18 protein-coding genes and 2 pseudogenes are annotated in these 24,596 nt (G+C 68.1%); 8 read left to right on the forward strand and 12 right to left on the reverse strand.

What is annotated here, in order from left to right:
- On the forward strand, positions 1–297 hold a 297-nt coding region (locus tag VKG81_RS10010), incomplete at its 5' end, for a MarR family winged helix-turn-helix transcriptional regulator (protein ID WP_324395769.1).
- A 164-nt stretch (positions 298–461) separates the two neighbouring features.
- Here VKG81_RS10010 and VKG81_RS10015 read toward each other — a convergent pair.
- Complete coding sequence (locus VKG81_RS10015) at positions 462–605, reverse strand: WS/DGAT domain-containing protein (RefSeq protein WP_414685219.1); 144 nt, start codon at positions 603–605, stop codon at positions 462–464.
- Positions 606–627: 22 nt separating this feature from the next.
- A complete protein-coding gene (locus tag VKG81_RS10020; RefSeq protein ID WP_324395770.1) occupies positions 628–1,830 on the reverse strand; it encodes a DUF7373 family lipoprotein in 1,203 nt (400 codons plus the stop codon).
- A gap of 198 nt (positions 1,831–2,028) precedes the next feature.
- Here VKG81_RS10020 and VKG81_RS10025 point away from each other — a divergent pair, with 198 nt between their 5' ends.
- Both VKG81_RS10025 and car read left to right on the forward strand, forming a co-directional pair.
- Entirely contained in the window at positions 2,029–3,030 is a 1,002-nt protein-coding gene (locus tag VKG81_RS10025) for an esterase family protein (RefSeq protein ID WP_414685217.1), read from the forward strand.
- A 125-nt stretch (positions 3,031–3,155) separates the two neighbouring features.
- The gene (gene car, locus VKG81_RS10030) at positions 3,156–6,674 is read left to right on the forward strand and encodes a carboxylic acid reductase (RefSeq protein ID WP_324395771.1); all 3,519 of its coding nucleotides are present in this window, start codon (positions 3,156–3,158) and stop codon (positions 6,672–6,674) included.
- Here the strand turns inward: car and VKG81_RS10035 are convergent.
- From VKG81_RS10035 to VKG81_RS10045, 3 genes are read right to left on the reverse strand one after another with little or no spacing between them, the layout of a single operon-like run.
- Complete coding sequence (locus VKG81_RS10035) at positions 6,669–7,883, reverse strand: cation:proton antiporter (RefSeq protein ID WP_324395772.1); 1,215 nt, start codon at positions 7,881–7,883, stop codon at positions 6,669–6,671. The genes car and VKG81_RS10035 overlap by 6 nt on opposite strands.
- Positions 7,884–7,937: 54 nt before the next feature.
- Positions 7,938–8,453, reverse strand: coding sequence for a nitroreductase family protein (locus VKG81_RS10040; RefSeq protein WP_324395773.1), 516 nt, complete (start codon positions 8,451–8,453; stop codon positions 7,938–7,940).
- Positions 8,454–8,461: 8 nt separating this feature from the next.
- Positions 8,462–9,736: a DUF7159 family protein gene (locus VKG81_RS10045; protein WP_324395793.1), complete on the reverse strand. Its 1,275-nt coding sequence runs from the start codon at positions 9,734–9,736 to the stop codon at positions 8,462–8,464.
- A 247-nt stretch (positions 9,737–9,983) separates the two neighbouring features.
- Here VKG81_RS10045 and VKG81_RS10050 point away from each other — a divergent pair, with 247 nt between their 5' ends.
- Positions 9,984–12,119 carry an elongation factor G-like protein EF-G2 gene (locus VKG81_RS10050; RefSeq protein ID WP_324395774.1) on the forward strand — a complete coding sequence of 712 codons (2,136 nt, stop codon included), beginning with the start codon at positions 9,984–9,986 and terminating at the stop codon, positions 12,117–12,119.
- A gap of 84 nt (positions 12,120–12,203) precedes the next feature.
- A complete protein-coding gene (locus VKG81_RS10055; protein ID WP_324395775.1) occupies positions 12,204–13,244 on the forward strand; it encodes a haloalkane dehalogenase in 1,041 nt (346 codons plus the stop codon).
- On the opposite strand, the pseudogene VKG81_RS10060 reads toward VKG81_RS10055, so the two are convergent.
- From VKG81_RS10060 to VKG81_RS10090, 7 genes and pseudogenes are all read right to left on the reverse strand, one after another.
- A pseudogene (locus VKG81_RS10060) lies at positions 13,186–14,722 on the reverse strand (serine/threonine-protein kinase). The gene VKG81_RS10055 and the pseudogene VKG81_RS10060 sit on opposite strands and share 59 nt — an antisense overlap.
- A 159-nt stretch (positions 14,723–14,881) precedes the next feature.
- Positions 14,882–15,952 carry a sn-glycerol-3-phosphate ABC transporter ATP-binding protein UgpC gene (locus VKG81_RS10065; protein ID WP_324395776.1) on the reverse strand — a complete coding sequence of 357 codons (1,071 nt, stop codon included), beginning with the start codon at positions 15,950–15,952 and terminating at the stop codon, positions 14,882–14,884.
- Between the two features lie 2 nt (positions 15,953–15,954).
- Positions 15,955–16,803, reverse strand: a complete 849-nt coding sequence (locus VKG81_RS10070; RefSeq protein WP_324395777.1) for a carbohydrate ABC transporter permease — start codon at positions 16,801–16,803, stop codon at positions 15,955–15,957.
- A complete protein-coding gene (locus VKG81_RS10075; RefSeq protein WP_324395778.1) occupies positions 16,803–17,687 on the reverse strand; it encodes a sugar ABC transporter permease in 885 nt (294 codons plus the stop codon). The genes VKG81_RS10070 and VKG81_RS10075 overlap by 1 nt, the downstream gene beginning before the upstream one ends.
- Positions 17,684–19,006 carry a sugar ABC transporter substrate-binding protein gene (locus tag VKG81_RS10080; RefSeq protein ID WP_324395779.1) on the reverse strand — a complete coding sequence of 441 codons (1,323 nt, stop codon included), beginning with the start codon at positions 19,004–19,006 and terminating at the stop codon, positions 17,684–17,686. The genes VKG81_RS10075 and VKG81_RS10080 overlap by 4 nt, the downstream gene beginning before the upstream one ends.
- A 52-nt stretch (positions 19,007–19,058) precedes the next feature.
- A complete protein-coding gene (locus tag VKG81_RS10085) occupies positions 19,059–20,501 on the reverse strand; it encodes a CehA/McbA family metallohydrolase (protein WP_324395780.1) in 1,443 nt (480 codons plus the stop codon).
- Between the two features lie 97 nt (positions 20,502–20,598).
- Positions 20,599–21,270, reverse strand: coding sequence for a helix-turn-helix domain-containing protein (locus VKG81_RS10090; protein ID WP_324395781.1), 672 nt, complete (start codon positions 21,268–21,270; stop codon positions 20,599–20,601).
- Between the two features lie 100 nt (positions 21,271–21,370).
- Here VKG81_RS10090 and VKG81_RS10095 point away from each other — a divergent pair, with 100 nt between their 5' ends.
- The 3 genes and pseudogenes from VKG81_RS10095 to VKG81_RS10105 all read left to right on the forward strand — a co-directional run bounded on the left by VKG81_RS10095 (position 21,371) and on the right by VKG81_RS10105 (position 24,591).
- On the forward strand, positions 21,371–22,969 hold the full coding sequence (locus tag VKG81_RS10095) for an MFS transporter (RefSeq protein WP_324395782.1): 1,599 nt from the start codon (positions 21,371–21,373) through the stop codon (positions 22,967–22,969).
- A 72-nt stretch (positions 22,970–23,041) separates the two neighbouring features.
- Positions 23,042–23,152 (forward strand): annotated as a pseudogene (locus tag VKG81_RS10100) (FAD-dependent oxidoreductase); the annotation flags it as partial.
- A gap of 8 nt (positions 23,153–23,160) precedes the next feature.
- Positions 23,161–24,591 carry an MmgE/PrpD family protein gene (locus VKG81_RS10105; protein WP_324395783.1) on the forward strand — a complete coding sequence of 477 codons (1,431 nt, stop codon included), beginning with the start codon at positions 23,161–23,163 and terminating at the stop codon, positions 24,589–24,591.
- Positions 24,592–24,596 lie beyond the last annotated feature (5 nt).

Genomic DNA, 24,596 nt, shown 5'->3' on the forward strand with positions numbered 1-24,596 from the left:
GCACGAGAGTTGAGCCATCGCATGGAGGTGTCCGGCTCGGCCATCACCTACTTTGTCGACCGCATGACGGCGTCGGGCCATGTGCGCCGCGATGTGCATCCGGGTGACCGGCGCAAGGTGATGCTGCGATATAGCGAGCAAGGGGTGGAGGTCGCGCGTGCCTTTTTCACCCCACTCGCCGACAATGTGCACGGGGCGATGGCCGAACTTCACGATCGCGACCTCGCCGCGGCACACCGCGTCTTCTTGGCGCTGATCGCCGCGATGGCGACGTTTGAAGATGAGGTCGACCGATGATGGCCGGCGGCGAGCGCCGGACCAACGCTGGCTGCTTAACGCCGGGGTCGCCTCCAGCTGACGCCTGACAACGGGCGCAGACGCAACCTATCCCAGCCCGCCGCTTTCATCCATGTTGCCCATCCTGTTTCGGCGGTAAACCTGCGCCGCGATGCTCGGCGCAATCATGCGTCTACGTAGGCGAGTAATTCGTCGAGTGCGCTGGAAAACTCGTCAGCCAATTCCCACAGATCGGGCAACAGCTCGGGGCAGGAGATGATGCCGAAGGCGAGATTGCCGTTCAGCGGGCCGGCCCACCAAAAATCCAGTCCGCCAACGTGAACGTCCGGCTCAGCCGGTGAGCATCAGATACTGCGAGGCCATCTGCTGCTGAACGTCGAGCAGCTGCTCAGACACCGCCTTGAACGCGTACCGGTCCGCGCTGCCGAAACACTGGAAGCGCGCCCGCGAATCGTCCGGGCGAGTTTGACCGAACTCGAAGCACTTCGCCGATTGCACACCGGCAACGCCGGCTTGCGGCGTGGCTCCCGGCTGGGCGCCCGCGTCAAACGCCGCCGTCTCGACCATCCGCGCTGCGCCCGCGGGGTCGCGGGCGCGGTACACGGTGGTGCGGAGTATCGCCACCGCGTCAACACCCGCGGCGGCGTAGAGCTCCCGCGCGTTGGGGTCGGCCTCGAAGTGCAGCGCGCCTTGCGGCTGATAGTCCCCGAAGTTGGCCATTCCCTCGGCACCTTTGTCCGGCGGTACCACCCGATTCAGGAAGCCGGAGGAATCGATTGGCAGGTCTCCGAAGTGGGCCGGGTCGGTGGGCTCGAAGGCGTCGATGCGTGGCATCTGCAGATCCAGCGTGGCGGCGACCAGATGGGCGGCTGAGTCGGTTCCCTGCGGGGACTGCGCGTATTGGTAGAGCAGGAAGGGGCCGTGCGGAACGAAGCTTGCCACTGCGTGGAAGTCCTGCGCGTCGTACGCCGCCGCCAGCGCCGCAGGGTAGTTCGGGATTCCGACAGAGTGCCCGGGCACCGGTGGTGGCACGTTGGCGGCGAGCTCGGTGGCGGCGGCGGTGGCGGCGGTGGGGTCGGGGAACCGCAACACCACGTTGATCAGGAGCTCCTGATCGCCGGGTCGACTCGACACGCGGCACGTGGAAAACCCGAACAGGACGTGATGAGCGGCAGCGATTTCTGGCCCGGGTGGCGGGATGTCGATCGAAATCACGCCCGGCATCCCCAACGTGCCGGTGTTGAACCACGAGGGCTTCGTCAGCGCCGGGTCGACTTCGTCGGGGACGACGATGTTGGCGGCCATCCGGTGCGCCTCGATGACCGCACCGACGTCTGCGGAGTTCGCGTTGCCGTAGGGCGTCCCGGGCTTGGCGGGATAGCGGCCGGGATCGGGCTGGGAGGCATTGGTCCCGTTCGGCGCGGGGGCGTTGGTCGCCTTGATGGCCGAACCCGCCACCGTCGAAGCGCATCCGGCGACGGCAATAACGAGGGCCGCCACCGGCAGTGCGGAGAACGGTACACGCAGGTGCATGCTCTCCTTCCCGGCGGTCTTGTCGTGCCGATGACGGTACCGCAATTCGCCGGTCAGCCACCAGAGACGTGATCCTCCCACACCAAATGCACACGATAACAACGTGATTACGGCCCCGCGTGGCCGACGTCATCGTGACGCCCAGGCTGCTAGCTTGCCGGTGTCAGTGCAGGCGAGAGACGGGGCTTGGTTGCGGTGGTGACGTTCGTTGACGCGATTCGACGCGCGCGGCCGCGCCGGCTGGCGATCGCCGCCCTGGTCGCCGCGCTGCTACCCGGCCTGATCGGCATCACCGGGCCTTGGCCCACCGCGCAGGCTTTCTCCCGAAAGGGTCTGCCGGTCGAGCAGTTGGATGTGCCCTCAGCGTCGATGGGACGCAGCATCCGCATCGAATTCCAGGGCGGCGGACAGCACGCGCTCTTCCTGCTCGACGGCTTGCGCGCCCAGGACGACTACAGCGGCTGGGACATCAACACCCAGGCCTTCGAATGGTTTTACCGCTCCGGTCTTTCGGTGGTGATGCCCGTCGGTGGGCAGTCGAGCTTCTACACCGACTGGTACCAGCCGGCGGCGGGCTCAGCGGGCACCCTCACCTACAAGTGGGAGACCTTCCTCACCCAGGAGCTGCCCGGCTGGCTTGCCGCGAACAGGGCCATCGATCCGAACGCCAACGCCGTTGTGGGCCTGTCGATGTCGGGCGGCGCCGCCTTGACCCTCGCGATCTGGCACCCGGCACAGTTCATCTTCGCGGGCTCCCTGTCGGGCTTCCTGAATCCCTCGCAGGGTCTGTGGCCCACGATGATCGGTTTCGCGATGAAAGACGCCGGCGGTTACAACGCCACCGACATGTGGGGCCCGGCCAGTGACCCCGCCTGGCAGCGCAATGACCCCACGGTCAACATCGGCGCGCTGGTGGCCAATGACACCGCGGTGTGGGTCTACTGCGGCAACGGCGCGCCGTCGGACCTCGACACTGACGGCGCCGCGAATGCGGGCACGATGTTCAGCGCGCAGTTCCTCGAGGACATCACGCTCAGGACGAACCAGGCCTTCCAGCAGAAGTACGTTGCGGCGGGCGGGCACAATGGCGTGTTCAACTTCCCGACCACCGGCACCCACAGCTGGGGCTACTGGGGTTCACAGCTTCAGTCGATGAAGCCGGACCTGCAGCGCGTCTTGGGTGCCCCACCCCCGGGCTGACGCCTCCGGCGAACCCGGTGGGTCATTCGAATAAAACTAGATGTACTAACGTTGTTCTTCTGGACGGCAGTGGGGCCGTCCGCTTTCTGGTCAATGCGCAGCGGATTACCTTTAGAGGATTACTGATGTCGACTGATACTCGCGAGGAGCGGCTGGCCCGCCGCGTCGCCGACTTGTACGCCACGGACCGGCAGTTCGCCGATGCCCGGCCGAACGAGGCCGTCAGCAATGCGATCGACCGGCCCGGGCTGCGGCTGCCGCAGATCGTGCAGACCGTCGTCGGGGGCTACGCGGACCGGCCCGCACTCGCGCACCGTGCGCTCCAGTTCGTCGAGGACCCGGGCACCGGCCGCACCTCGGCGGAACTGCTGCCCACGTTTGAGACCCTGAGCTACCGCGAATTGTGGGACCGCGCGGGTCTGGTCGCCGCCGCCCTGGCGGGCGAGCCGGTGCGGCCCGGTGATCGCGTGTGCGTCCTGGGTTTCGCCAGCACCGACTACACGACCATCGACGTGGCGCTGATTCGCCTTGGGGCGGTGGAGGTTCCGCTGCAGACGGGCGCGCCGGTCTCGCAGCTGCGGCCGATCATCGCCGAGACGGAGCCCGTCATGTTCGCCTCGAGCGTCGACCACCTTGCCGACGCGGTCGAACTGGTGCTCGACGGGCATGCGCCGGCGCGGTTGGTCGTGTTCGATTACCACCCCGAGGTCGACGATCAGCGTGAGGCGCTGCAAGCCGCGAAGGCCAGGCTGGCGGACGCGGGCAGCGCCGTGATCGTGGAGACGCTGGCCGACGCGCTCGAACGCGGGACCAAGCTGCCCGCACCGCCGATCGTCGTTCCCGGCGAGCAGGATCCGTTGACGCTGTTGGTCTATACCTCCGGGAGCACGGGCGCACCGAAGGGCGCCATGTATCCCGAGCGCCTGGTCGCCAACTCGTGGCGCAGGTCAACCAGGGCGACCTGGGGTCAGCACAGCGCGGGCCCGTCGATCATCCTGAGCTTCATGCCGATGAGCCACATGATGGGGCGCGGCATTCTGTATGGCGCGCTCGGCAGCGGGGGCACGGCCTATTTCGTGGCCAGAAGCGACCTGTCGACGCTGTTGGAAGACCTCGCGTTGGTGCGGCCCACACAGTTGAACTTCGTGCCGCGAATCTGGGACATGTTGTTCAGTGAGTTCCAGGGCGAACTGGACCGGCGGACCTCGGACGGTGCTGATCCCGCGGCGGCCGAGGCCGAGGTGATGGCCGGGCTGCGGCAGGGCCTGCTCGGCGGGCGGTTCCTGTCCGCGATGACAGGTTCGGCCCCCATCTCGCCGGAGATGAGGGCGTGGGTCGAGAACCTCCTCGACCTGCATCTGGTGGACGGCTACGGCTCCACCGAGGCGGGCGCGGTCTTCGTCGACGGCCAGATACGGCGTCCGCCGGTGACCGACTACAAGCTGGCCGACGTCCCGGAACTGGGCTACTTCCACACCGACCGCCCGCACCCCCGGGGCGAACTCCTGGTCAAATCGGCCGACCTGTTCCCCGGCTACTACAAGCGGCCCGAGGTGACCGCGGAGGTGTTCGACCCCGAGGGCTTCTACCGGACCGGAGACATCGTGGCCGAAGTCGGTCCGGATCAGGTTGCGTATCTGGACCGGCGCAATAACGTGCTCAAGCTGTCCCAGGGCGAGTTCGTGGCCGTCTCGAAATTGGAGGCGGTGTTCGGTGACAGCCCGATGGTCCGCCAGATCTACGTCTACGGCAACAGCGCTCGCGCCTATCTGCTGGCGGTCGTGGTTCCCGCCGAAGACGTGTTGTCCCGCTACGACGCGGAGTCGCTGAAGCCGCTGATCAGCGAATCGCTGCAGGACGTGGCGAAGGCCGCGGGCCTGCAGTCCTACGAGATCCCGCGCGATTTCATCGTCGAGACAACGCCTTTCACGCTCGAGAATGGCCTGCTGACCGGCATTCGCAAGCTGGCGCGGCCGAAGCTCATCCAGCGTTACGGCCCAGAGCTCGAACAGCGCTACACCGAGCTGGCCGAAGGTCAGGCCGGCGAGCTGCGCGCGCTGCGGCACGGCGGCGCCGACCGGCCGGTGCTGGAGACGATCATCCGCGCGGCCGGCGCCCTGCTGGTTGCGGTCGACGCCGACCTGCAGCCCGACGCGCACTTCACCGACTTGGGCGGGGATTCGCTGTCGGCGTTGACTTTCGCCAACCTGCTGCACGACATCTTCGACATCGACGTTCCGGTGGGCGTCATCGTCAGCCCCGCCACCGATCTGCGGGTCCTTGCCGACTACATCGAGGCCGAGCGGCGGCCCGGCACGAAACGGCCGACGTTCGCGTCGGTGCACGGCCGCGACGCCACCGAGGTGGCGGCCCGCGACCTGACCCTGGACAGGTTCATCGACGAGGCGACGCTGGCCGCCGCCCCGGCACTGCCCCGCCCCGACGGTGTGGCACGGACAGTGCTGTTGACCGGAGCGACCGGCTTCCTCGGCCGGTTCCTGGCCCTGGAGTGGCTCGAGCGGCTGTCCCTGGTCGGCGGCACGCTGATCTGCCTGGTGCGGGCCAAGTCCGACGAGGATGCGCGGCGACGTCTCGACAACACGTTCGACAGCGGCGATCCGGCCCTGCTGGCGCATTACCGGGAGCTGGCCGCCCGCCACCTGGAGGTCATCGCCGGCGACAAGGGTGAACCGAACCTCGGCCTCGACCCGCGGACGTGGCAGCGGCTGGCCGACGAGGTCGACCTCATCGTCGACCCCGCGGCGCTGGTCAACCACCTGCTGCCCTACAGCCAGCTGTTCGGCCCGAACGTGCTTGGCACCGCGGAGTTGATCCGCATCGCGCTGACCGCCAAGCTCAAGCCGTTCAGCTACGTGTCGACCATCGGTGTCGGCGCGCAGATTGAGCCGTCGGCGTTCACCGAGGACGCCGACATCCGGGTCATCAGCCCTACCCGCAAACTCGACGACAGCTACGCCAACGGCTACTCGAACAGCAAGTGGGGCGGCGAGGTGCTGCTGGCCGAGGCCAACGACCTGTGCGGCCTGCCGATCACGGTCTTCCGTTGCGACATGATCCTGACCACCACCGAGTACAAAGGTCAGCTGAACGTGCCGGACATGTTCACCCGGTTGATGCTGAGCCTCGCGGCCACCGGTGTCGCACCCGGCTCCTTCTACGAACTAGACGGCGAGGGCACGCGCCGGCGTTCGCACTACGACGGGCTCCCCGTGGATTTCATCGCCGAAGCGATCGCCACGTTGGGCGCTCAGGCGACCGACGGATACCGGACCTACCACGTGATGAACCCGTACGACGACGGGATCGGCCTCGACGAGTATGTCGACTGGCTGATCGACGCGGGCTACTCGATTCAGCGCATCCCGGATTACGACGCGTGGCTGCAGCGGTTCGAAACCGCTATGCGCGCCCTGCCGGATCGGCAGCGTCAGCACTCTCTCCTGCCGCTGCTGCACAACTACCGGCAACCCGAGAAGCCGCTGCGCGGGTCGATGGCGCCGACCGAGCGGTTCCGCGCCGCCGTGCAGGACGCGAAAATCGGCCCCGACAAAGACATTCCGCACGTGTCGGCGCCGCTGATCGTCTCCTACATCGCCAACCTGCAGCTCCTCGGCCTGCTATGAGGTTTCGCCGTGATCCGGCGAGTGGGCGACAAGCCTGATTCCCACCGGCGTGGTGAGGCTGTGCAAGACCAGGCTTGCGGTCACGGTCACGACGACCACCTGTGAGATCAGCGCGCCCTGATGGATTTCGCCCCTGCCGATCACAAGCAGGCCGAGCACCACGGTCCCGATTCCGCGCGGGCCGAACCAACCCATGAACAGGACACTTCGTGCCGAGAGACCGCTGCGGATCATGGCGATCGCGACCGCGACGATCCGCACGCCGATCAACGACACCGCCGCGAAGACCACCACCCGCCAGCCGGCGTGCTGCCACGCGGGTATCACGGCGAAGCCTCCGAAGATCGCGAACACCAGCAGTTCGAGCAGCTCCCCGGCGGCGTCGGACACCTGGGTTGTCGCCTGCTCGTCGGGGCCCGGCGCCGACACCATGGCGTACACCAGACCACCGGCGAACGCGGTGACGAACCCGCTGGCGTGCAACCGCTCACCCACCCCGAAGCAGGTCAGCGCCAGCGCGAGGGTCGCCAGTTGTGCCCAGGTACTGCTCATCCAGCCGCGCTCGCGGGACCGCGAGATGACGATGGCGCCGAGCAGGCCGATGCCCGCGCCGACCACCAGCGAGACGAATTCGGTGCGGAACGCAAACCACGCCCACCGGGCCGGCGTCGGATCGGAATGCTCGGATGCCAACGCGAGCGCGCCGAACAGCACGGCCAACGCGAACCCGTCGTAGAAGCCGCTCTCGGCGGACAGCGCGTGCCTGACCCGCCCCGGAATGCGGCGATCCTCGAGCAAGGCCGCGATCAGCGCCGCCTCGGTCGGAGCGACGATCACCGCCATGCACACCGCTTCCCACAGCGGCAGCACCGGCCAGACGAGGACGGCGGTCACGGTGCCCAGTGCGATTGTCACCGGTATCCCGATCGCCAGCAGGCGCAGGGTCAGATGACCGCGGCGGAAGACGTTGCGCAGGTCGAGCATTGACGCTTGGTTGAACAAGATCACGGTGAGCGCCAGCTGGGCCAGGATTGTGAACGCCTCGGTGCCTGCGTCGATCCTCACCCAGTCGAGCCCGAACGGCCCCAGGGCCATCCCGGCGCCGACGAATATCAGGGCCGGCGCCAGGTACCACCGCCGCACCAGCCCCGAGACGACGGCGTAGCAGAGCACCAGGATGGTGAGGACGAACGCCGTCTCGGTGTGCATCAGCCGATCATCTCGATCGCCCTCGGCATCCAGGCTTGGCTGTTGCCCGGCGCGTCACCATTGCCCGCGATGGACGACCTCGGGGAACGGGCGCCGATCCGGGTTGCGGATCGGGGTGAGCGGGCGATCGGCGGGATATCCGATCCCGAGAAGGTAGGACACGATGTGGTCCTCGGGGACGCCGAGGATCGCGCGCGCCATCTGCTGGTCGCCGACCGCCGAGTGCCCGGTGCCGATGCCGAGGTCGGTGGCGGCGATCGTCATCGCCATCGTGGCTTGCCCGAGGTCGTACTGGTCGAGAAGCCTGGTCCGGTCGTCGGGCGGTTGCGGGACGACCAACGCGATCGCGGCCGGCGCCGAAGCGATATGGCCTGCGCCTTTCCAGACCGTGGACAGCTGCTGCAACTTGTCGCGATCCGTGACGATCACGAAGTCCCAGTGCTGGTGGTTTGACGCGGACGGAGCTCGCCACCCCGCCTCGGCGATACGGTCCAGGTCCGCGTCTGCAATAGGGTCCGGCAGGTAGCGGCGCGCGTTGCGCCGGGCGCGAATCGCGTCCCAGGCATCCATCGGTTGGGTCAGCCCGCTGGTGGGGGCGGCGGGGCGTCGGTCGGCGGCGCGACCTGATCCGTCGATTCCGGTGTCTGCTCCGACGGCGGCTTGTGCAGGCCGGGAACGTGCTCGAGGATCTTCGTCAGCAGCGGCGAATGGTCACGCAACGTTCCCTGATCGGTTTGCCCGGGTGGCACTTCCGGCGGAGTGGTCGGCTGCACCGGCGGAGGCACGGCGGCCGGGACGTCGGTCGGCGGGACGCCGGCGGGAGGTTGCTCGTCGGATGCGCCCGGCTCCGGCGGCGCCTCGGGGGCGTCGACAGCGGGCGCCGCCTCGGGCGGCGGCGCGGGCGGCTCGGCGGCCGGCGGCGGGACCGCGGCGATCGGCGGTGGGGCAGGTGGTCCGACGGCTTGGATCGCCTCGGGCGTTGCCGACGTGTTGGCCACCGGCCGGTGATCGGCCGGTTTGGCGTTGCTGTCCGCGGTCAGCTTGAGCCCCACGGCGAGAGAAACCGACACCACGAAGGTCAGCGCACCCGCGACGAGCAGCGTCAACGCGCCGACGTAGGAAAGAGGCATCCGTCGGCGTTGCTTGACACCGGGCGGAGCCGCGCGCAGATCCAGCTCGGTCCACTCGGCGTCCTGCGCCGACGCCAGCGCGGCGCCGCGCGCGAGGGCGAGCTCGGCCTCGGCCGGGGCGATGACCGGCACGGACAGCTGCCGGTGAAGTCGCGCGGTGAGCGCGTCGATGTCGCCGGCCGAGCCGACGACGACCAACCCGTCCGGTCGCCAGCTGTCTCGAGCCAGGATCGCCGTCAGCCAGCGCACCAGCGCGGCGTCGCTGTCGAGCGCACGGTTGACAACCGTCTGCACCGCGCCGTTGCGGCTGTCGACCTCCAGAGCCATCACCGCGCCGGGCTCGACGACGCACACCGCCGTCCTCTCGTAGTCGACGACGCGCCCGATGCCCCGTGCCAGCGCTTCGGTGGCCTCCGGCAACCCGACCGCCACGACGTTCTCGATTCCCGATTCGATCAGCGACTCCAGCAGCACCGAGCCTTCCCAGTCGGCTTCGTCGCTCCAGGTGACCCCGATCGACGCCAAGCGGTGATCCCCCGCCGCCGCGATCGCCTCCGCGCGCAACATGGCAGTGGCGACATGCTCGGACACGGCCACAGCGGTGACGCCACCGGCTGCGCGGACATCGAAGGCATCGCGGTCCAGGGTGGCACCGTCTGCGCCTCGCCCCTCAACGAGGACGAACCCGACGGTGGTCGGCGTCACGGACAGGCCGAGCACCATGTCCACTTTTACACCCCCTTCGCCCCGCGGCGTTCGTTGCCGTGACCGCGCGATTTCTTGACGCGTGCGGGCAACGGGCCGGGGCGGGTTGGTCGTCGTTGGACGGTAACCCGGGTGAGCCTACCCAACCGCTCCCACACCGGCCCACCGAGTCCCGGTGGCCGCGGACAAGCCCGAGGTCGGCACGTGATTGGTCTTGTGCTCGATGGGCTTTTGGGGGAATTGTGGCTTAACAAGGAGGGACGTCATGGCAGACAAGACGAATACTTCCCAAGGCGCTGGAGCCGCTCCCGCAGCGGAAAGTCCTGCCGCCATCCGCAACGTGGCGCTGGTCGGACCGTCGTCTTCTGGCAAGACCACCCTCGTGGAGGCGCTTCTCGTCGCCTCCGGCGTGCTGTCCAGGGCCGGCTCGGTCGTCGACGGCACGACCGTGTGCGACAGCGACGAGGCGGAGATCCGGCAGCAGCGCTCGGTGGGCCTCGCGTTGGCGCCGTTCGCGCACGACGGCGTCAAGGTCAACCTGATCGACACGCCCGGGTACGCCGATTTCGTCGGGGAGCTCCGAGCCGGGCTGAGAGCCGCGGATTGCGCGCTGTTCGTGATCGCCGCGAACGAGGGCGTCGACGAGCCGACCAAGTCACTGTGGCACGAATGCGACGAGGTGGGCATGCCGCGCGCCGTGGTGATCACGAAACTCGACCACGCGCGGGCCAACTACGAGAACGCGCTCGCGGCCGCCCAGGACGCATTCGGCGACAAGGTTCTGCCGGTCTATCTGCCCGCGGGCAGCGGTCTGATCGGGCTGCTCTCCCAGACCCACTACGGGTACTCCGACGGCAGCCGCACGACGCGGCAACCCGACCCCACCTACGCCGGTCAGATCGAGGAACTGCGCGGCATGCTGATCGAGGGAATCATCGAGGAATCCGAGGACGAGACGCTCATGGAGCGCTATCTCGGTGGCGAGGAGATCGACCAGTCGGTGCTGATCGACGACCTGGAGAAGGCGGTGGCCCGCGGGTCGTTCTTCCCGGTGATCCCGGTTTGCAGCGGCACCGGCGTCGGCACGCAGGAGCTGCTCGAGATCGTCACCAGCGCCTTTCCGTCTCCCCTCGAGCATCAGCTGCCCGAGGTGTTCACGCCGCACGGCGCCGCCCGCAACAACCTCGCGTGCGACCCGAACGGTGCGCTGCTGGCCGAGGTGGTCAAGACGACGGCGGATCCCTACGTCGGCAGGGTGAGTCTGGTCCGGGTGTTCTCCGGGACGATCAGGCCCGACGCGACGGTGCACGTGTCGGGCCATTTTTCGTCGTTCTTCGGTTCGGGGAACAGCCACGCCGACCATGACGAGGACGAACGCATCGGGCCGTTGTCGTTTCCGCTCGGCAAGCAGCAGCGCCCCGCGTCTTCCGTGGTGGCCGGCGACATCTGCGCGATCGGACGGCTGACCCGCGCGGAAACAGGTGACACGCTGTCCGAGAAGGCCGAGCCGCTTGTGCTCAAGCCTTGGACGATGCCGGAGCCGCTGCTGCCCATCGCCGTGCAGGCGCGCGCCAAGACCGACGAGGACAAGCTGTCGGTCGGGTTGGCTCGGTTGGCGGCCGAAGACCCGACGCTTCGCATCGAGCAGAACCAGGAAACACACCAGATCGTGCTCTGGTGCATGGGTGAGGCGCACTCCGGTGTGGTGCTCGACGCGCTGGCCAACCGCTACGGCGTCAAGGTCGACACGGTCGATGTCCGTGTTCCGCTGCGCGAAACCTTTGCCGGCACCGCGAAGGGCCACGGCAGGCACGTCAAACAGTCCGGCGGGCATGGCCAGTACGCCGTCTGCGACATCGAAGTGGAGCCCCTGCCGGAGGGATCCGGGTTCGAGTTCGTCGACAAGGTGGTCGGCGGCGCAGTGCCCCGGCAGTTCATCCCCAGCGTGGAGAAAGGCGTGCGTGCGCAGATGGAGAAGGGTGTCGACACGGGGTACCCGATGGTCGACATCCGGGTCACGCTGTTCGACGGGAAGGCACACAGCGTCGATTCGTCGGACTTCGCGTTTCAGATGGCGGGCGGGCTGGCGCTGCGCGAGGCCGCGGCCGCGGCCAGGGTGAGCCTGCTCGAGCCGGTCGACGAGGTCTCGGTGGTGGTCCCCGACGACCTCGTCGGCGCGGTGATGAGCGACCTGTCCGGACGGCGCGGCCGCCTCCTGGGCAGCGAGAACGTCGGCGACGAACGCACTTTGGTGCGGGCCGAAGTCCCCCAGATCGAACTGACCCGCTACGCCATCGACCTGCGCTCGCTCTCCCACGGTGCCGGTTCCTTCACCCGCTCTTTCATCCGCTACGAGCCGATGCCCGACTCCGCCGCCGCGCGGGTGAGGGCCGGCGCCTGAACCTACCCCGGCTCCCGCCGCAACACCCTGGCCGTGCCGGCGCACCGGAGCCGACGTCTCCGCTCGTCGCTCGTCGGTGCAGGCTTGGGTGGTGACGTCTCGTGGCCGAAGTGGGGCACTGCGATGGGTGTGCTGAGAACTCCCGACGAGCGGTTCGCCGGCTTGCCGGGTTACCCGTTCGAACCGCACTACGTTCAGGTCGACACCAAAGGGGTCGCACCCGTCCGGATGCATTACGTCGACGCCGGTCCTGTAGACGGGCCGGTCGTCGTCCTCGTCCACGGCCAACCCACGTGGTCGTATCTGTATCGCAAGGTCATCGGGGTGCTCGCCGACGCGGGCCTGCGGGCCATCGCCCCGGACAACATCGGTTTCGGCCGCTCGGACAAGCTCACCGAGCCCACCGACTACACCTTCCGGCGCCACATCGACTGGCTGCACGGCTTCGTCAGCGCTCTGGATCTGCGCGCGGTGACCCTGGTCGTCCAGGACTGGGGCGGGCCGATCGGTTTGAGTGTGTTGGCCCGTGATCCTGACCGGTTCGCGCGGGTCGTGGCGACCAACACCATGTTGCATACCTGTGACCCCGGGTTGGCCGGCAAGCTGGCGTGGGCCGCCCACGGGGTGGGCGATGGCCGCGTGATGCTTCAGGAGCAACTCGTCGACTACGTGATGTTTTATCAGCGCGCCCCCGACATCGTCCCCAGCTTGTTCGTCAATGCCGTTTCGGGTCCGCTTCCCGCCGACGTGCTCGCCGCCTACGACGCGCCGTTCCCGGATCCGTCCTACAAGGCCGGCCTGCGCCGGCTGACGGCGCTTGTTCCCCTGACTCGCAACGACCCGGGCGCAGCGATAGGACGAGCCACGATGGCGGCGCTCGAACGGTGGCGGCGGCCGTTCCTCACCGCCTATTCCGACAGCGATCCCGCGACCCGTGGGTGGGACGCGGTGTTCCGGGAACGGATACCCGGTGCGGTCGGGCAGGACCACACGACCATCACCGGCGCCGGCCATTTCGTCCAGGAGCAGCAGGGCGAACACCTGGGCCGTCTCATCGTGAACTTCGTCAGCTCGCCGTGTACTGGACCACCGGCTCCGAATCGGCCCGACCATCGGGTTGGATGATGGCCACGGCGTTCGGCCGCACCTGATACCGGGTTCCGTCGACCGGGTTGGTGACGTCAAACCCGTCGGTTGAGCGCATCGCATTGGCGAGTTGGATGCTGGCACGCGTCGCTGAGTCGCACGCCCCGGTAATAGAAGTTTCCGGGTGCCGTTTGGCAGACCACCACCTGAGATTTGGTGGTCTGGGCCATCACCGCCGGAACACTTCCCGGGTCGCAGCGGGCGTAGGAGCCCACGAAGCCCTGCGCATCGGCGCCGGGCAGGCTGGCAAGGGGTTGCACGGAGGTCGGCGCCGGGCGGCTCGTTTCCGTGGTTGTCGGTTCGGTGGTGGCGGTCGTCGCCGTGGATTCGGTCGCGCTTGGGGTGGGCGGTGCGGCGAGGGTCGCGTCGGGCGGGTTGTCGTGGCCCAGAATCAGAAACGCCGCGATCAATGCCGCCACTGCGAGCGCCCCCGCCGCCGCCCCCGCCAGCAGCATCTGCCCCCGCCCGACTCCCCGCCTGGCGGCGATAGGTTTCGCCGGTATGTGCGGGTGTGCGGCGTACGGGGTGTGTCCCGTTCCGGACAGGTTCGGGTAGACCGCCGAGAACTGCCGCGTGGCCGGCGGCGGGCGGTGAGGATCGGCGCGACTCGCCGACGGGGGCGCCGCGGCCGCGGCAGTCGCGGCGCCGGCGAGGTCACCGGCCGACGGGAATCGCGCCGCGGGTTTCTTGGCCATCCCGCGGGCGATGACGTTGTCGAAACCGGGGTGCAGGCCATGTCGCGCGACGCTGGGCCGCGGCGGCGGGGACAGCATGTGGGCGCTCATCAGCTGGCCTAAGTCGCTCACCGGGAAGGGCGGCCTGCCGGTGAGGCATTCGTGCAGGAGGCACGCGAGCGCGTAGACGTCCACCCGCGGACCCACCTGCCCGCCGGTGAACCGTTCGGGGGCCATGTACGCGCAGGATCCGATCGCGGCCCCGGTCATCGTCAGTCCGCTGTCGCCGCCGGCGTGGGCGATGCCGAAGTCCACCAGGTAGGCGAAGTCATTGGACGTGAGCAGCACGTTCTCCGGCTTGATGTCCCGGTGCACCAGGCCATCGGCGTGCGCGGCGTCCAGCGCCGAGGCGACCTGGGTGATGATCGGGGCGGCCCGGCCAGGATCGAGCGGCCCATGTTGTCTCAGCACATCCTTGAGGTTGGTGCCTTCGACCAGGCGCATGTCGATGTAGAGGACGCCGCCGATGTCGCCCCAGTCATGCACCGGGATGATGTGCGGCTCCTGCAGCCGGGCCGCGACTCGGGACTCGCGCCGGAATCGCTCCTGAAAGCACGGGTCGGCTGCCATCTCGGCACGTAGCAGCTTGACCGCGACCATCCGATCTTTGACCGTGTCGTAGGCGCGGTAAACCTCACCCATCCCGCCGACGCCGATCAGCGACCGCAGTTCGTACGGCCCGAACATCGTCCCGACGCGCGATCCCTCATACGGTGACAACATCCACAACACCTCCCCACCCCTCACGACCATAGTGCGGAGCCCGCATCCGGTCGAATTTCGGCCCGGACAAAGGGTTTTGATTCCTGGCAACAGCCGTGGGTGTTTAAGTCGGCGCCGAACGGGCAATGCGAAACCGATGCCCCGTGGTCCGGGGACCGATCACTGCATGCGCCGGCCGTCGGTCGCGAAGAAGTGGACGTGGTCCGCCTCGGGTCGCAGCCGTACGCGGCTGCCGCGCGTCGGCGGGTCACGCCACCCTGCGCGGGCGACCACGCGTTGACCGACCGCACCGTCCGCGCCGGTGATTCGGCCGTACAGGTAGGTGTCGGCGCCGAGCTCTTCGACGACGTCGACCTCGATCTCCACCCCCAGGGCACCCACCTCGAAATGCTCGGGCCGAATGCCGACGACCACCTCCCCGGCGTTGTCGGAGACATCGCGCGGCACCGCGACCAGCCAGTCGCCGAGCGCCACCGAGTGGTCGCGGATGGGCAGGGTGAGCAGGTTCATCGCCGGTGAACCGATGAACCCGGCCACGAACACGTTGGCGGGATCGCGGTAGAGCTCCCGGGGCGGCGCGCACTGTTGGAGCACGCCGTAGTTCAGAACCGCAACCCGGCTGCCCATGGTCATGGCCTCAACCTGGTCGTGGGTGACGTAGACGGTCGTGGTGCCCAGCCGTCGCTGCAGCGCCGCGATCTCGTTGCGGGTCTCCACCCGCAGCTTGGCGTCGAGGTTGGACAGCGGCTCGTCCATCAGGAAGACCTGCGGATGGCGCACGATCGCCCGTCCCATCGCGACGCGCTGACGTTGGCCACCGGAGAGGTCTTTGGGTTTGCGGTCCAGGTACGGCTGCAGGTCCAGCAGCCGCGCGGCCTCCAGCACCCGGTCGCGCATCTGTGCCCTGGGCAGTCTGGCGATCTTCAACGCGAAGCCCATGTTCTGCGCGACGGTCATGTGCGGATAGAGCGCGTAGTTCTGGAAGACCATCGCGGTGTCGCGGTCCTTGGGGTCGGCATGCGTGACGTCGCGTCCACCGATGCGGATGCGCCCGGAATCCACCGGCTCCAGCCCGGCGACCATGCGCAGCGCCGTCGACTTGCCGCACCCCGACGGACCCACCAGCACGAGCAGCTCGCCGTCACCGACGGTGAGGTCCAGGCGATCCACCGCCGGCCGGTCGGTTGCCGGGTAACGCCGCGTCGCCTGCTCGAAGCTCACCGATGCCATGGTTACCGGCCGCCGAACCCGGTGACGGTGATGCCGCGCAGAAAGGCCCGCTGAGCGACCGCGTATACGGCCAGCAGCGGGAGCAGGATGAGGATCGATGCCGCCATCAGCACAGGCCACCTCGATACGTACTGTCCCTGCATCCATACCAGTCCCAGTGTCAGCGTGGCGATGCCTTTGCGCTGAATTATCACCAGCGGCCACAAGAAGTCATTCCACACGTTCACCCATGTCAGCACCGCGAGCACCACGACGGCAGGTTTGGTGTGGGGCAGCAGAATCCGCCAGTAGATCTGCCACGGCGAACAGCCGTCGAGGATCGCCGCCTCCTCGAGATCCGTTGGCAGCGTGAGGAAGAACTGGCGCATGAGGTAGGTGCCGAACGCGCTGCCGAACAGCCCGGGGATGATCATTGCCCACGGGGTGTCGGTCCATCCGAAAACACGCATCAGAACGAATTGCGGAATGACGGTCACGGTCAGCGGTACCATCAGCGTGGCCAGGTACAGAACGAAGATCGTGTCGCGCCCCCGGAACTTCAACCGCGCGAAGGCATATCCGGCCAGCGAGCAGAAGAACACCTGACCGACCGTGACGCATCCGGCGTACAGCACTGTGTTCAGTAACATCCGCCAGAACGGCATCAACGAGAACACCTCGCCGTAGTTGGACCAGTGCGGGCGTGCGGGGAGCAGCGAGGGCTCACTTACCTCGGCTTCGTTCTTCAACGACCCCGACAGTGCCCACAGGATCGGGAACAACGCGCACCACGCGATGACGATCATCGCCGCATACAGCGCGCACGCCCGCACGGCGTTGGCCTTGATCACCCGTTCGGTCAGTCCGGACATCAATCCTCCAGGGCGATGCGGCGCGCGAACCGCAGTTGCAGCACCGTTACCACGAGCAGGATCGCGAACATCACCCACGCCAACGCCGACGCGTAGCCGAAGTCAAGGAACGCGAACGCGTGCTGGAAGAGCATGATGCCCAGAACGTAGGTCCCGGTCTCGGGTCCGCCGTTCCCGCCGGTGAGGACATAGACCAGGTCGAAAGCCTGGAATGCGTTGATGATCGAGATGACCACCACGAACGACAAAGCCCCGCGGATCAGCGGCACCGTGATGAGGAAGAACCGTCGTATCTCTCCGGCCCCGTCGATCTTCGCCGCCTCGTAGAGCGTTTCCGGAACACCCTGCATCGCGGCCAGCAACACGACGGTGGCGAACGGCACGCTCTTGTACACACTGACCGTGCACAGCGACACCATCGCCCATCTCGGATCGATCAGCCACGGGACCGGACCTATCCCGATCCACCCGAGCAGGGTGTTGAGCAGGCCGTCGTTGACGTTGAACACGAACTGCCACACGACCGCCATCACAACCGACGACACGGCCAGCGGCAAGAAGATGACAGTACGAAAGATGCTGATGCCCTTGAGCTTCCGGTTCAGAATGCCGGCCACGCCCAGGCTGATCAGCACCGTCGGCACGATTGTCCCGACCGTGAACACCACGCTGTTGCGCAGCGCGATCACAAACAGCGGATCCGCGGTGAGCAGGCGGTGGTAATTCGCCGCGCCGACGAATCTCGCGGGGGTGAACAAATCCCATTTCTGAACGCTCATGTACAGCGAGAAGCCGAGCGGGAAGAGCATGAACACGGCGAGCGCGGCAAGATTCGGGGCTACGAACAGGCGTCCCGCCCACGCGCGCCGTCTGCTTGACGTCATGGGTTGCGCAGCACCTTGTCGATGTCGCGGGCCAGTCCGGTCTCCAGCGACGTGGCCGGCCGACTACCCCGCAGAACCGGCCCGAAGGCGCGGTCGATCAGGGCGTTGATCTTCTCCCATGCCGGGGTGACCGGCAGGTAGCCCGAATGGTCGGGCCCGTCGGTGAGCACACTCAGATTGCGGATCCTGCTGTGGGCGTCGGTGAAACCGGCGGAGTGGATCGCGGAGCGCAGCACCGGCACGAAAAGCCCGGATGCCCCGATCATGGCCTGCCCGACCGGTCCTGTCGCGAACTTTACGAACTCCCACGCCTGCTCCTTGCGGGGGCTGCTCGCCGCAATGGCCAGACCGGTTGTGCCGATATCGGATTGCGCGCGCTGACCTTCCGGGCCGACCGGCAGGACGGTGATGTCGAAGTCCAGATCCTGGGCGCGCACGAAGGTTTGATATCGCCAGTGGCCGCCCATCGCCATCGCCGCCTTGCCGGCCGAGAACAGGTCCATGGTCGAGATGGACTGCGCATCGATCGCGGTGGGTGCGACGCGGTGCTTGACGGCCAGGTCCGCGTAGAACTGGATGCCGTCGATGAACGCGCCGTCATCGAAGTGCAAATGCGCGGGATTCATCCGCGGAGCGCACCACGCGACGCCGTTGTTCATCCCGAACAATCCGGCCGAGTAGGCGGGAACCCACGTGTCGACGAAGCCCCACTGGGTCACCTTGCCGGATCGGTCACGTTTGGTCAGCGCGCGGGCGGCGTCGAGGAACTGGGCGAAACTCCATGGCTGGTCCCACCGGCCGGGCGGCGGATCGACGGCGGCGTCGGCGAACAGCCGCTTGTTGTAGAACAGGAAGTTTCCGGACCACTGTTCCGGGAAGGCGTACTGGCCGCCGTTGAAGGTGAACGTCTCGTACAGCGACGCGATGCTGTCGGCCTTCAGATGCGCCGCGAAGCTTCGGTCCTGCGACAGCATGCTGTCCAGGTTCAGCAGTACGCCGCGATCCGCGAGCCCGGCGTAGGTCAATTCCCACGCCATCAGCACATCAGGACATCTGCCGCCCGCGCAGAAAGTGGACATCTGCTGCATCGGGTCGGGCCCGGACAATACTGTCCGCAACCGGATGTCGGGATGCCTGCGGCTGAACTCGCCGATGATGCGCATCCGCGCGTCGGCCTCTTCGGGATTGGCCTGGAAGAAGAAGGTCAGCGCATCGCTGTCGGCGCCGGTGCAGGCCGACGCCCACGGGACGAACGACGCGGCGCCGAGCACACCGGCACCACGCAACAGCGTGCGGCGCCCGAACGGCTTATCGAACATCGCGCTCCTGATCCGGCCCTGCTCACAGGATTCCCGGCGAGCGCTCCGCGCGCTAGGGGCCGAGCCAAACGGGATTGGTCAGCGCAACCATCGAGCGGATGCCGCCGCGCGCCGGCCGCCGCACCTCCACGCGGGCGAACCGCGCTGCGGCGCCGGCGGTGGTCCACACGAGGCGGCCCGTGCCCGACCCGTCGACGTTGGCGGTGCCGACGCAGCCGGAGCCGGTGATGAGCGCGAGGCGGCTGCCCGGCGCGCCGCTCACCGCGGCGCAGACGGTGACTGCCCCGTCGGGCGGCGCCGCCAGGGTCTGCCCCGGGCCGGCGGTCGAAGTCTCGCCGCCGTCGGCACACGAGGCGGTCAGATCCACGGTCACAGCGCATGACTCGGCGATGTAGGAGCGGCCGCCGCGCAGCGCCTCGACAAGCGCGGACGTCGACAATTCGTCGGCGTGCACGACGGTCTGCGGCCTTCCGACCGGTTGGTGCGGGCCGTGGGAGTCGCTGCCGCCGACGGCGGCCACGCGTCGGCCCTGCCGCAGAAGCCGGTGCCAGATCCGCAGCGAGACTTCGTCGTCGACGTTCCACCTGCCGTTCCACACCTCGACGGCGTCGACGCCCTGATAACCGAACTCCCACGCGGAGCCCGGCATCGGCACCGCCGGATGCGCGGCGACCACGATGCCGCCGTCACTGCATACCTGCGAGGCGTAGCGGGAAAACACGTCATCCGTTGGCGCATAACGCCAGTCGACCCACCCCGCGGCCGGCAACCCGACGGCCAGCCAGTGCCCGTGCCGGGTGGTGACCTCTTCGCCCGCCACGACCAGAAGCCCGTCGGTATCCGAGGTCTGCCATTCGCGGTTGGCGGCGTTGGTGTTGTGGTCGGTGGACACGATGAAGTCCAGCCCGGCGGCGTGCGCGGCGGCGGCCAGGTCAGCGACTTCGTGGCGGCCATCGGAGTGGACGGTGTGCAGGTGCAGGTCGCCGCGGTACCAGCCCGGGCCACGTGGGGACACGCCGTGCGCAGGCCGCGCGGCTGGAGTCCAGCTCCGCGCTGCCGCGCCGTGTTCCAGCACGATTCGCGCCTGCCATCCCATGCCCAGCGGATTGAGCACCACCGGGCCGAGGGCAAGCGCCCACCGGCCCGGATCGATCGGGCCGGCGAGGTAGCCGGGCGTCGCGTCGCCTGCTGACACCGTGAAGCCGCTGCGGGCGCCACCGGACCAGCCCCGGAACCCGCTGGTGTTTCCGAGATCATGACCGGCAGGGCCGAAGATGCCCAGATCAAGGACATTTCGGGCAACACCGAAAAGTGAGAACCGATCGTGCGAGGTGCTTACCCGGATGCGTCGCACCCCGGGGGGTACGTCGAACGGAACGTATGCCCATTGGTCGATGCCGAATCGGAAGCGTCCGCCGAACTCCAGGGCGACGTCTGCGCCGGACGACGCGGCACCCGTGACGCCTGGTGTCGGTGTCAGTTCCGCGACGGTCATGACGGTCGTCCCCTCGTCGGCCTGCCCACAGGTTGCCCGACCTGGGGCTGGCCGACGGTTACGTCGACGCGAACAGGCGCCGACCGATTGCCGACAGCTAAGTGTTGCGCTCCCCGGTCAGCAGTGCGATCGAGCGGCGCAGTTGCTGCTCGTGTGGCGCCGGCGGCAGCGGCGCGTCCGGCTGTGCCCGGAAACTGTCCACCATCAGCGCCGCGAAGCGGCGCCACGCGTCGGGAGCGGCGTTGCCCGTGGCCTTCAGCACGCCCGCGTTGGCGAGCAGCATCACGACCAGGTCGGCCATGACCACGTCGGGCCGCAGGCTGCCGTCCTCCTGCGCCCGTGTGATCAGGACCTTGACCTTCTCGACGGCCGCTTTGGTGCGTTCCTCGATCTCCGGGCTGCTGGGAAATGCGGTGGTCAGCAGATCTCGCATGCCGGCGTCGTTGGCTTGCAGTTCGCAAAGGTCGAAGATCAACGCCCGGAACCCGTCCCAGGGTCGTGGATTGGCCAGTGCGCGGTCGACGGCCTCGGTGTAGCGGGAGATGCTGCGCTCGAATGCCGCCGCCGCCAGATCGGCGCGGGTCGGGAAGCGCCGATACAGCGTCGCCACACCCACCCCGGCGCAGTCTGCGATTTCCTCCAGCGGCACGGAGAGCCCCCGCTCGGCGAACAACTTGGCGGCGGCGGCCAGGATCCGGTCGCGGTTCAGTTTGGCGTCGGCGCGAAGTGGCCTGGCTCCCTTTTCGCGCGGCGCTGCGCTTGAAATCACAGCTCCAGACTACCTCCACAAGTGGAGGAGTGCATCCACATTTGCGTATGTTCGAGAGGAGTAAGTGGTAGTAATCCTCCACATATAGAATGGAGCAAACATGGCGCTCATCACGACAAGCCCGCCGACGTCGGCGAGCGGCCGGCACCGGCTCACCAGTCCGAGCGCGATCCGCGGCAACCCGTGGTGGACGTTGGCGGCCGTGTCGATCGGCGTGATCATGGTCGGCCTGGACGCATCCGTCGTCGCCATCGCCAACCCCCGCATCGGCGCCGATCTGCACGCATCGCTGGCCGATCTGCAGTGGATCACCGATGCCTACATGCTGGCGCTCGCGTCGCTGCTGATCTTCGGCGGGAAGCTGGGCGACCGGTTCGGCCGTCGACAGATGTTCTTCGTTGGTGTCGCCGGGTTCGCGGCGACCTCGGTGGGCATCGGCGTGATCGGGACGGTCGCCGGTGTCATCGCGTTGCGCACACTGCAGGGCGTTTTCGGGGCCCTGCTGATGCCGAGCACGCTGGCGATCGTGCGCAGCACGTTTCCGCCGGAAAAGCTGAACGCCGCCGTCGGTATCTGGGGCGCGGCGTCCGGCGTGTCGATCGCGGCCGGCCCGATCGTCGGTGGGCTGCTGGTCGAGCACGTCAGCTGGCAATCGGTCTTCTATATCAACGCGCCGATCGCGGCGGCCGCGCTGCTGATCGGCGGGCTCGCGATCGCGGAAAGCCGCAGCGGCGCCGACCCGCGCCTCGACATCCCCGGCATCGCGACACTCAGCGGTGGCCTGTTCCTGATCGTGTTCGGCTTGATCAAGGCGCAGAACTGGGGATGGCTGGCCGGGCGGACGCTCGGGTTCATCCTGGTCGGCCTCGCCGCGGTTGCGGCATTCGTGCTGATCGAGCTGCGCGCCACCGAACCGCTGCTGCCGATGCGCCTGTTCGCTGATCGATCGCTGTCGATCGGCACCGCGGTCGTCGTGATCAATTTCTTCGCCCTGTTCGGTGCGTTGTTCTTCATGACGCTCTACCTGCAGAACGTCCAGGGTTTCAGCCCGATCGAGGCCGGTGTGCGCACGTTGCCGCTGAGCTTGACGTTGATGGTGACGGCACCGCTCAGCGGGCTTCTCACCGAGAAGTTCGGGCCCCGTCCGTCGATGGTTGCCGGGCTCGCGGCCGTGGCCGCGGCGCTGTTCTCGATGACCTGCCTGCGGGCCGACTCCGGCTACCACGCGCTGTGGCCGGCGTTCGTCCTGCTCGGCGCCGGCATCGGCCTGGTTCTGACGGCGAGTTCGGACGCGATCGTGGGCAACGCCGGCGTCGACGACGCCGGGGTGGCCGGGGGCTTGCAAAGCACCGCGGTGCAGCTCGGCGGGGTGCTCGGCACAACGATCCTCGGCTCGGTGCTCAGCAGTCGCGTCGGCTCGGTGCTGGTCGGTGAGCTCACCAACGCGGGCACGCCCGCGCCGATCGCCGCGAAGCTGTCCGCCGCCAAAGAGCTTGTGGCCCAGGGTGTGGCGCCGACCATCCCGGGAATGCCGACACCGCTGTCGACAGCGGTCGCCAACGGCAGCCACAGCGCCTTCATGTTCGGGCTGCACACGTCGATGGTCGTCGCCGCCGCAGCCGCCGCCCTCGGCACGGTCCTCGCGCTGTTCGTCAAACGAGTCAACCGAGGCGAGAACTCCGGGGGCGCCGGCCACTGACCGGTCACCGCCGCCGGGCAGACTGTAGGTTTGCGCCTTACCGCCCGATCCGCTCTTGGAGGACTCTCATCGATGGACGCAGACGTCATCGTGATCGGCGGCGGGCTGGCCGGCCTGGTCGCCACCCATGAGTTGACCAGCCGCGGCAAGAAGGTCGCGGTGGTCGACCAGGAGAACGCCGCCAAAACAACATGACTATTTCATCGGCCGACGTCGTCGCCCCCGCCACCGATCCGGCCGGACCCACCGGCGCGTTGGCCACCTGGGTCCACGGCCTCACCCTCGACGACGTCCCCACCAACGTCGTCGACCGCGCCAAGCACCTCATCCTCGACGGCCTGGGCTGCGCGCTGATCGGCTCACAGCTTCCGTGGTCACGGGTGGCCACCGAAGCCGTCCTAGACATTGACGGGGCCGGTGGCACCGCGGTCATCGGTACTGGACGCACCGCAGCCGCGCCCGCCGCGACGCTGCTCAACAGCACCTACATCCAGGGCTTCGAACTCGATGACTTCCATCCCCTTGCCCCACTCCACAGTTGCTCGCTGGTGCTGCCCGCACTGCTGTCGACGGCGCCGTCGGGCACCCCGGGCGCTGACCTCCTGCTCGCGGCAATCACCGGCTTCGAGGTCGGACCCCGCGTCGGCTACACGTTGCACGGCGCCCAAATGCTCGACCGCGGTTGGCATTCCGGGCCGGTGTTCGGCACGCACTCCGCCGCGATGGCGGCGGGCAAGCTGCGCGCTCTCCCCCCGGCCCAGCTGGAAGACGCGCTCGGACTCGCGGCCACACAGTCATCGGGACTGATGGCCGCCCAATACGAAGCGATGAGCAAGCGCATGCAGCACGGGTTCGCGGCCCGCAATGGCCTTTACGCCGCCGGGCTCGCCGCCCACGGCTACACCGGTATCAAGCGGGTCTTCGAACGCGATTACGGCGGATTCCTCAGCGTTTTCGGCGAGGGCCACGACCCCGACCCGGCCGCACTGACCGACGGGCTCGGCCGCCGATGGGAGACCTCGATCATCATGGTGAAGTCCTACGCCGCGATGGGCGGGCTGCACGGCGCGATAGATGCGGCCCGCCGGCTGCGTCCCACGCTGGATCCGCGACACATCCGCGCGATACGGCTGACCGTCGGCGATACCGTCTACAAGCACGGCTGGTGGCGGCCCGAACGCCCGCTCACACCGATCGGCGCGCAGATGAACATCGGATACGTCACCGCCGCGGCACTATTGGATGGCGATGTGCTGCCCGAGCAGTTCACCCCGGCACGGCTCGACGCCGACGACATCTGGAGACTGATCGACTGCACCGATGTCCGCCTCGACGGGTCGCGCACGCATGCGCCCGTCACCCAACGCTTCCGCACCGACCTGCAGGTCACGATGGAGGACGGCACCGTCGAGCACGCCCGTGTCGACCAGCCGCACGGCGCGCCGGCGGACCCCGTCGCCAACGGGGAGCTGGTCGCCAAGTTCCATGCGCTGGCCGACCGGGTCACCGGCCCCGACCGTGCCCGGGCAATCGAGCGCGCCGTTCTCGGCCTCGACGATCTCGACGATGTCGGTCGCCTCGTCGACCTACTCGCCGCGCCGGTCTCCGGCGCCCTGGATTGAGGGGA

The sequence above is a fragment of the Mycobacterium sp. genome (genome assembly GCF_035314905.1).
Taxonomy (GTDB): Bacteria; Actinomycetota; Actinomycetes; order Mycobacteriales; family Mycobacteriaceae; genus Mycobacterium.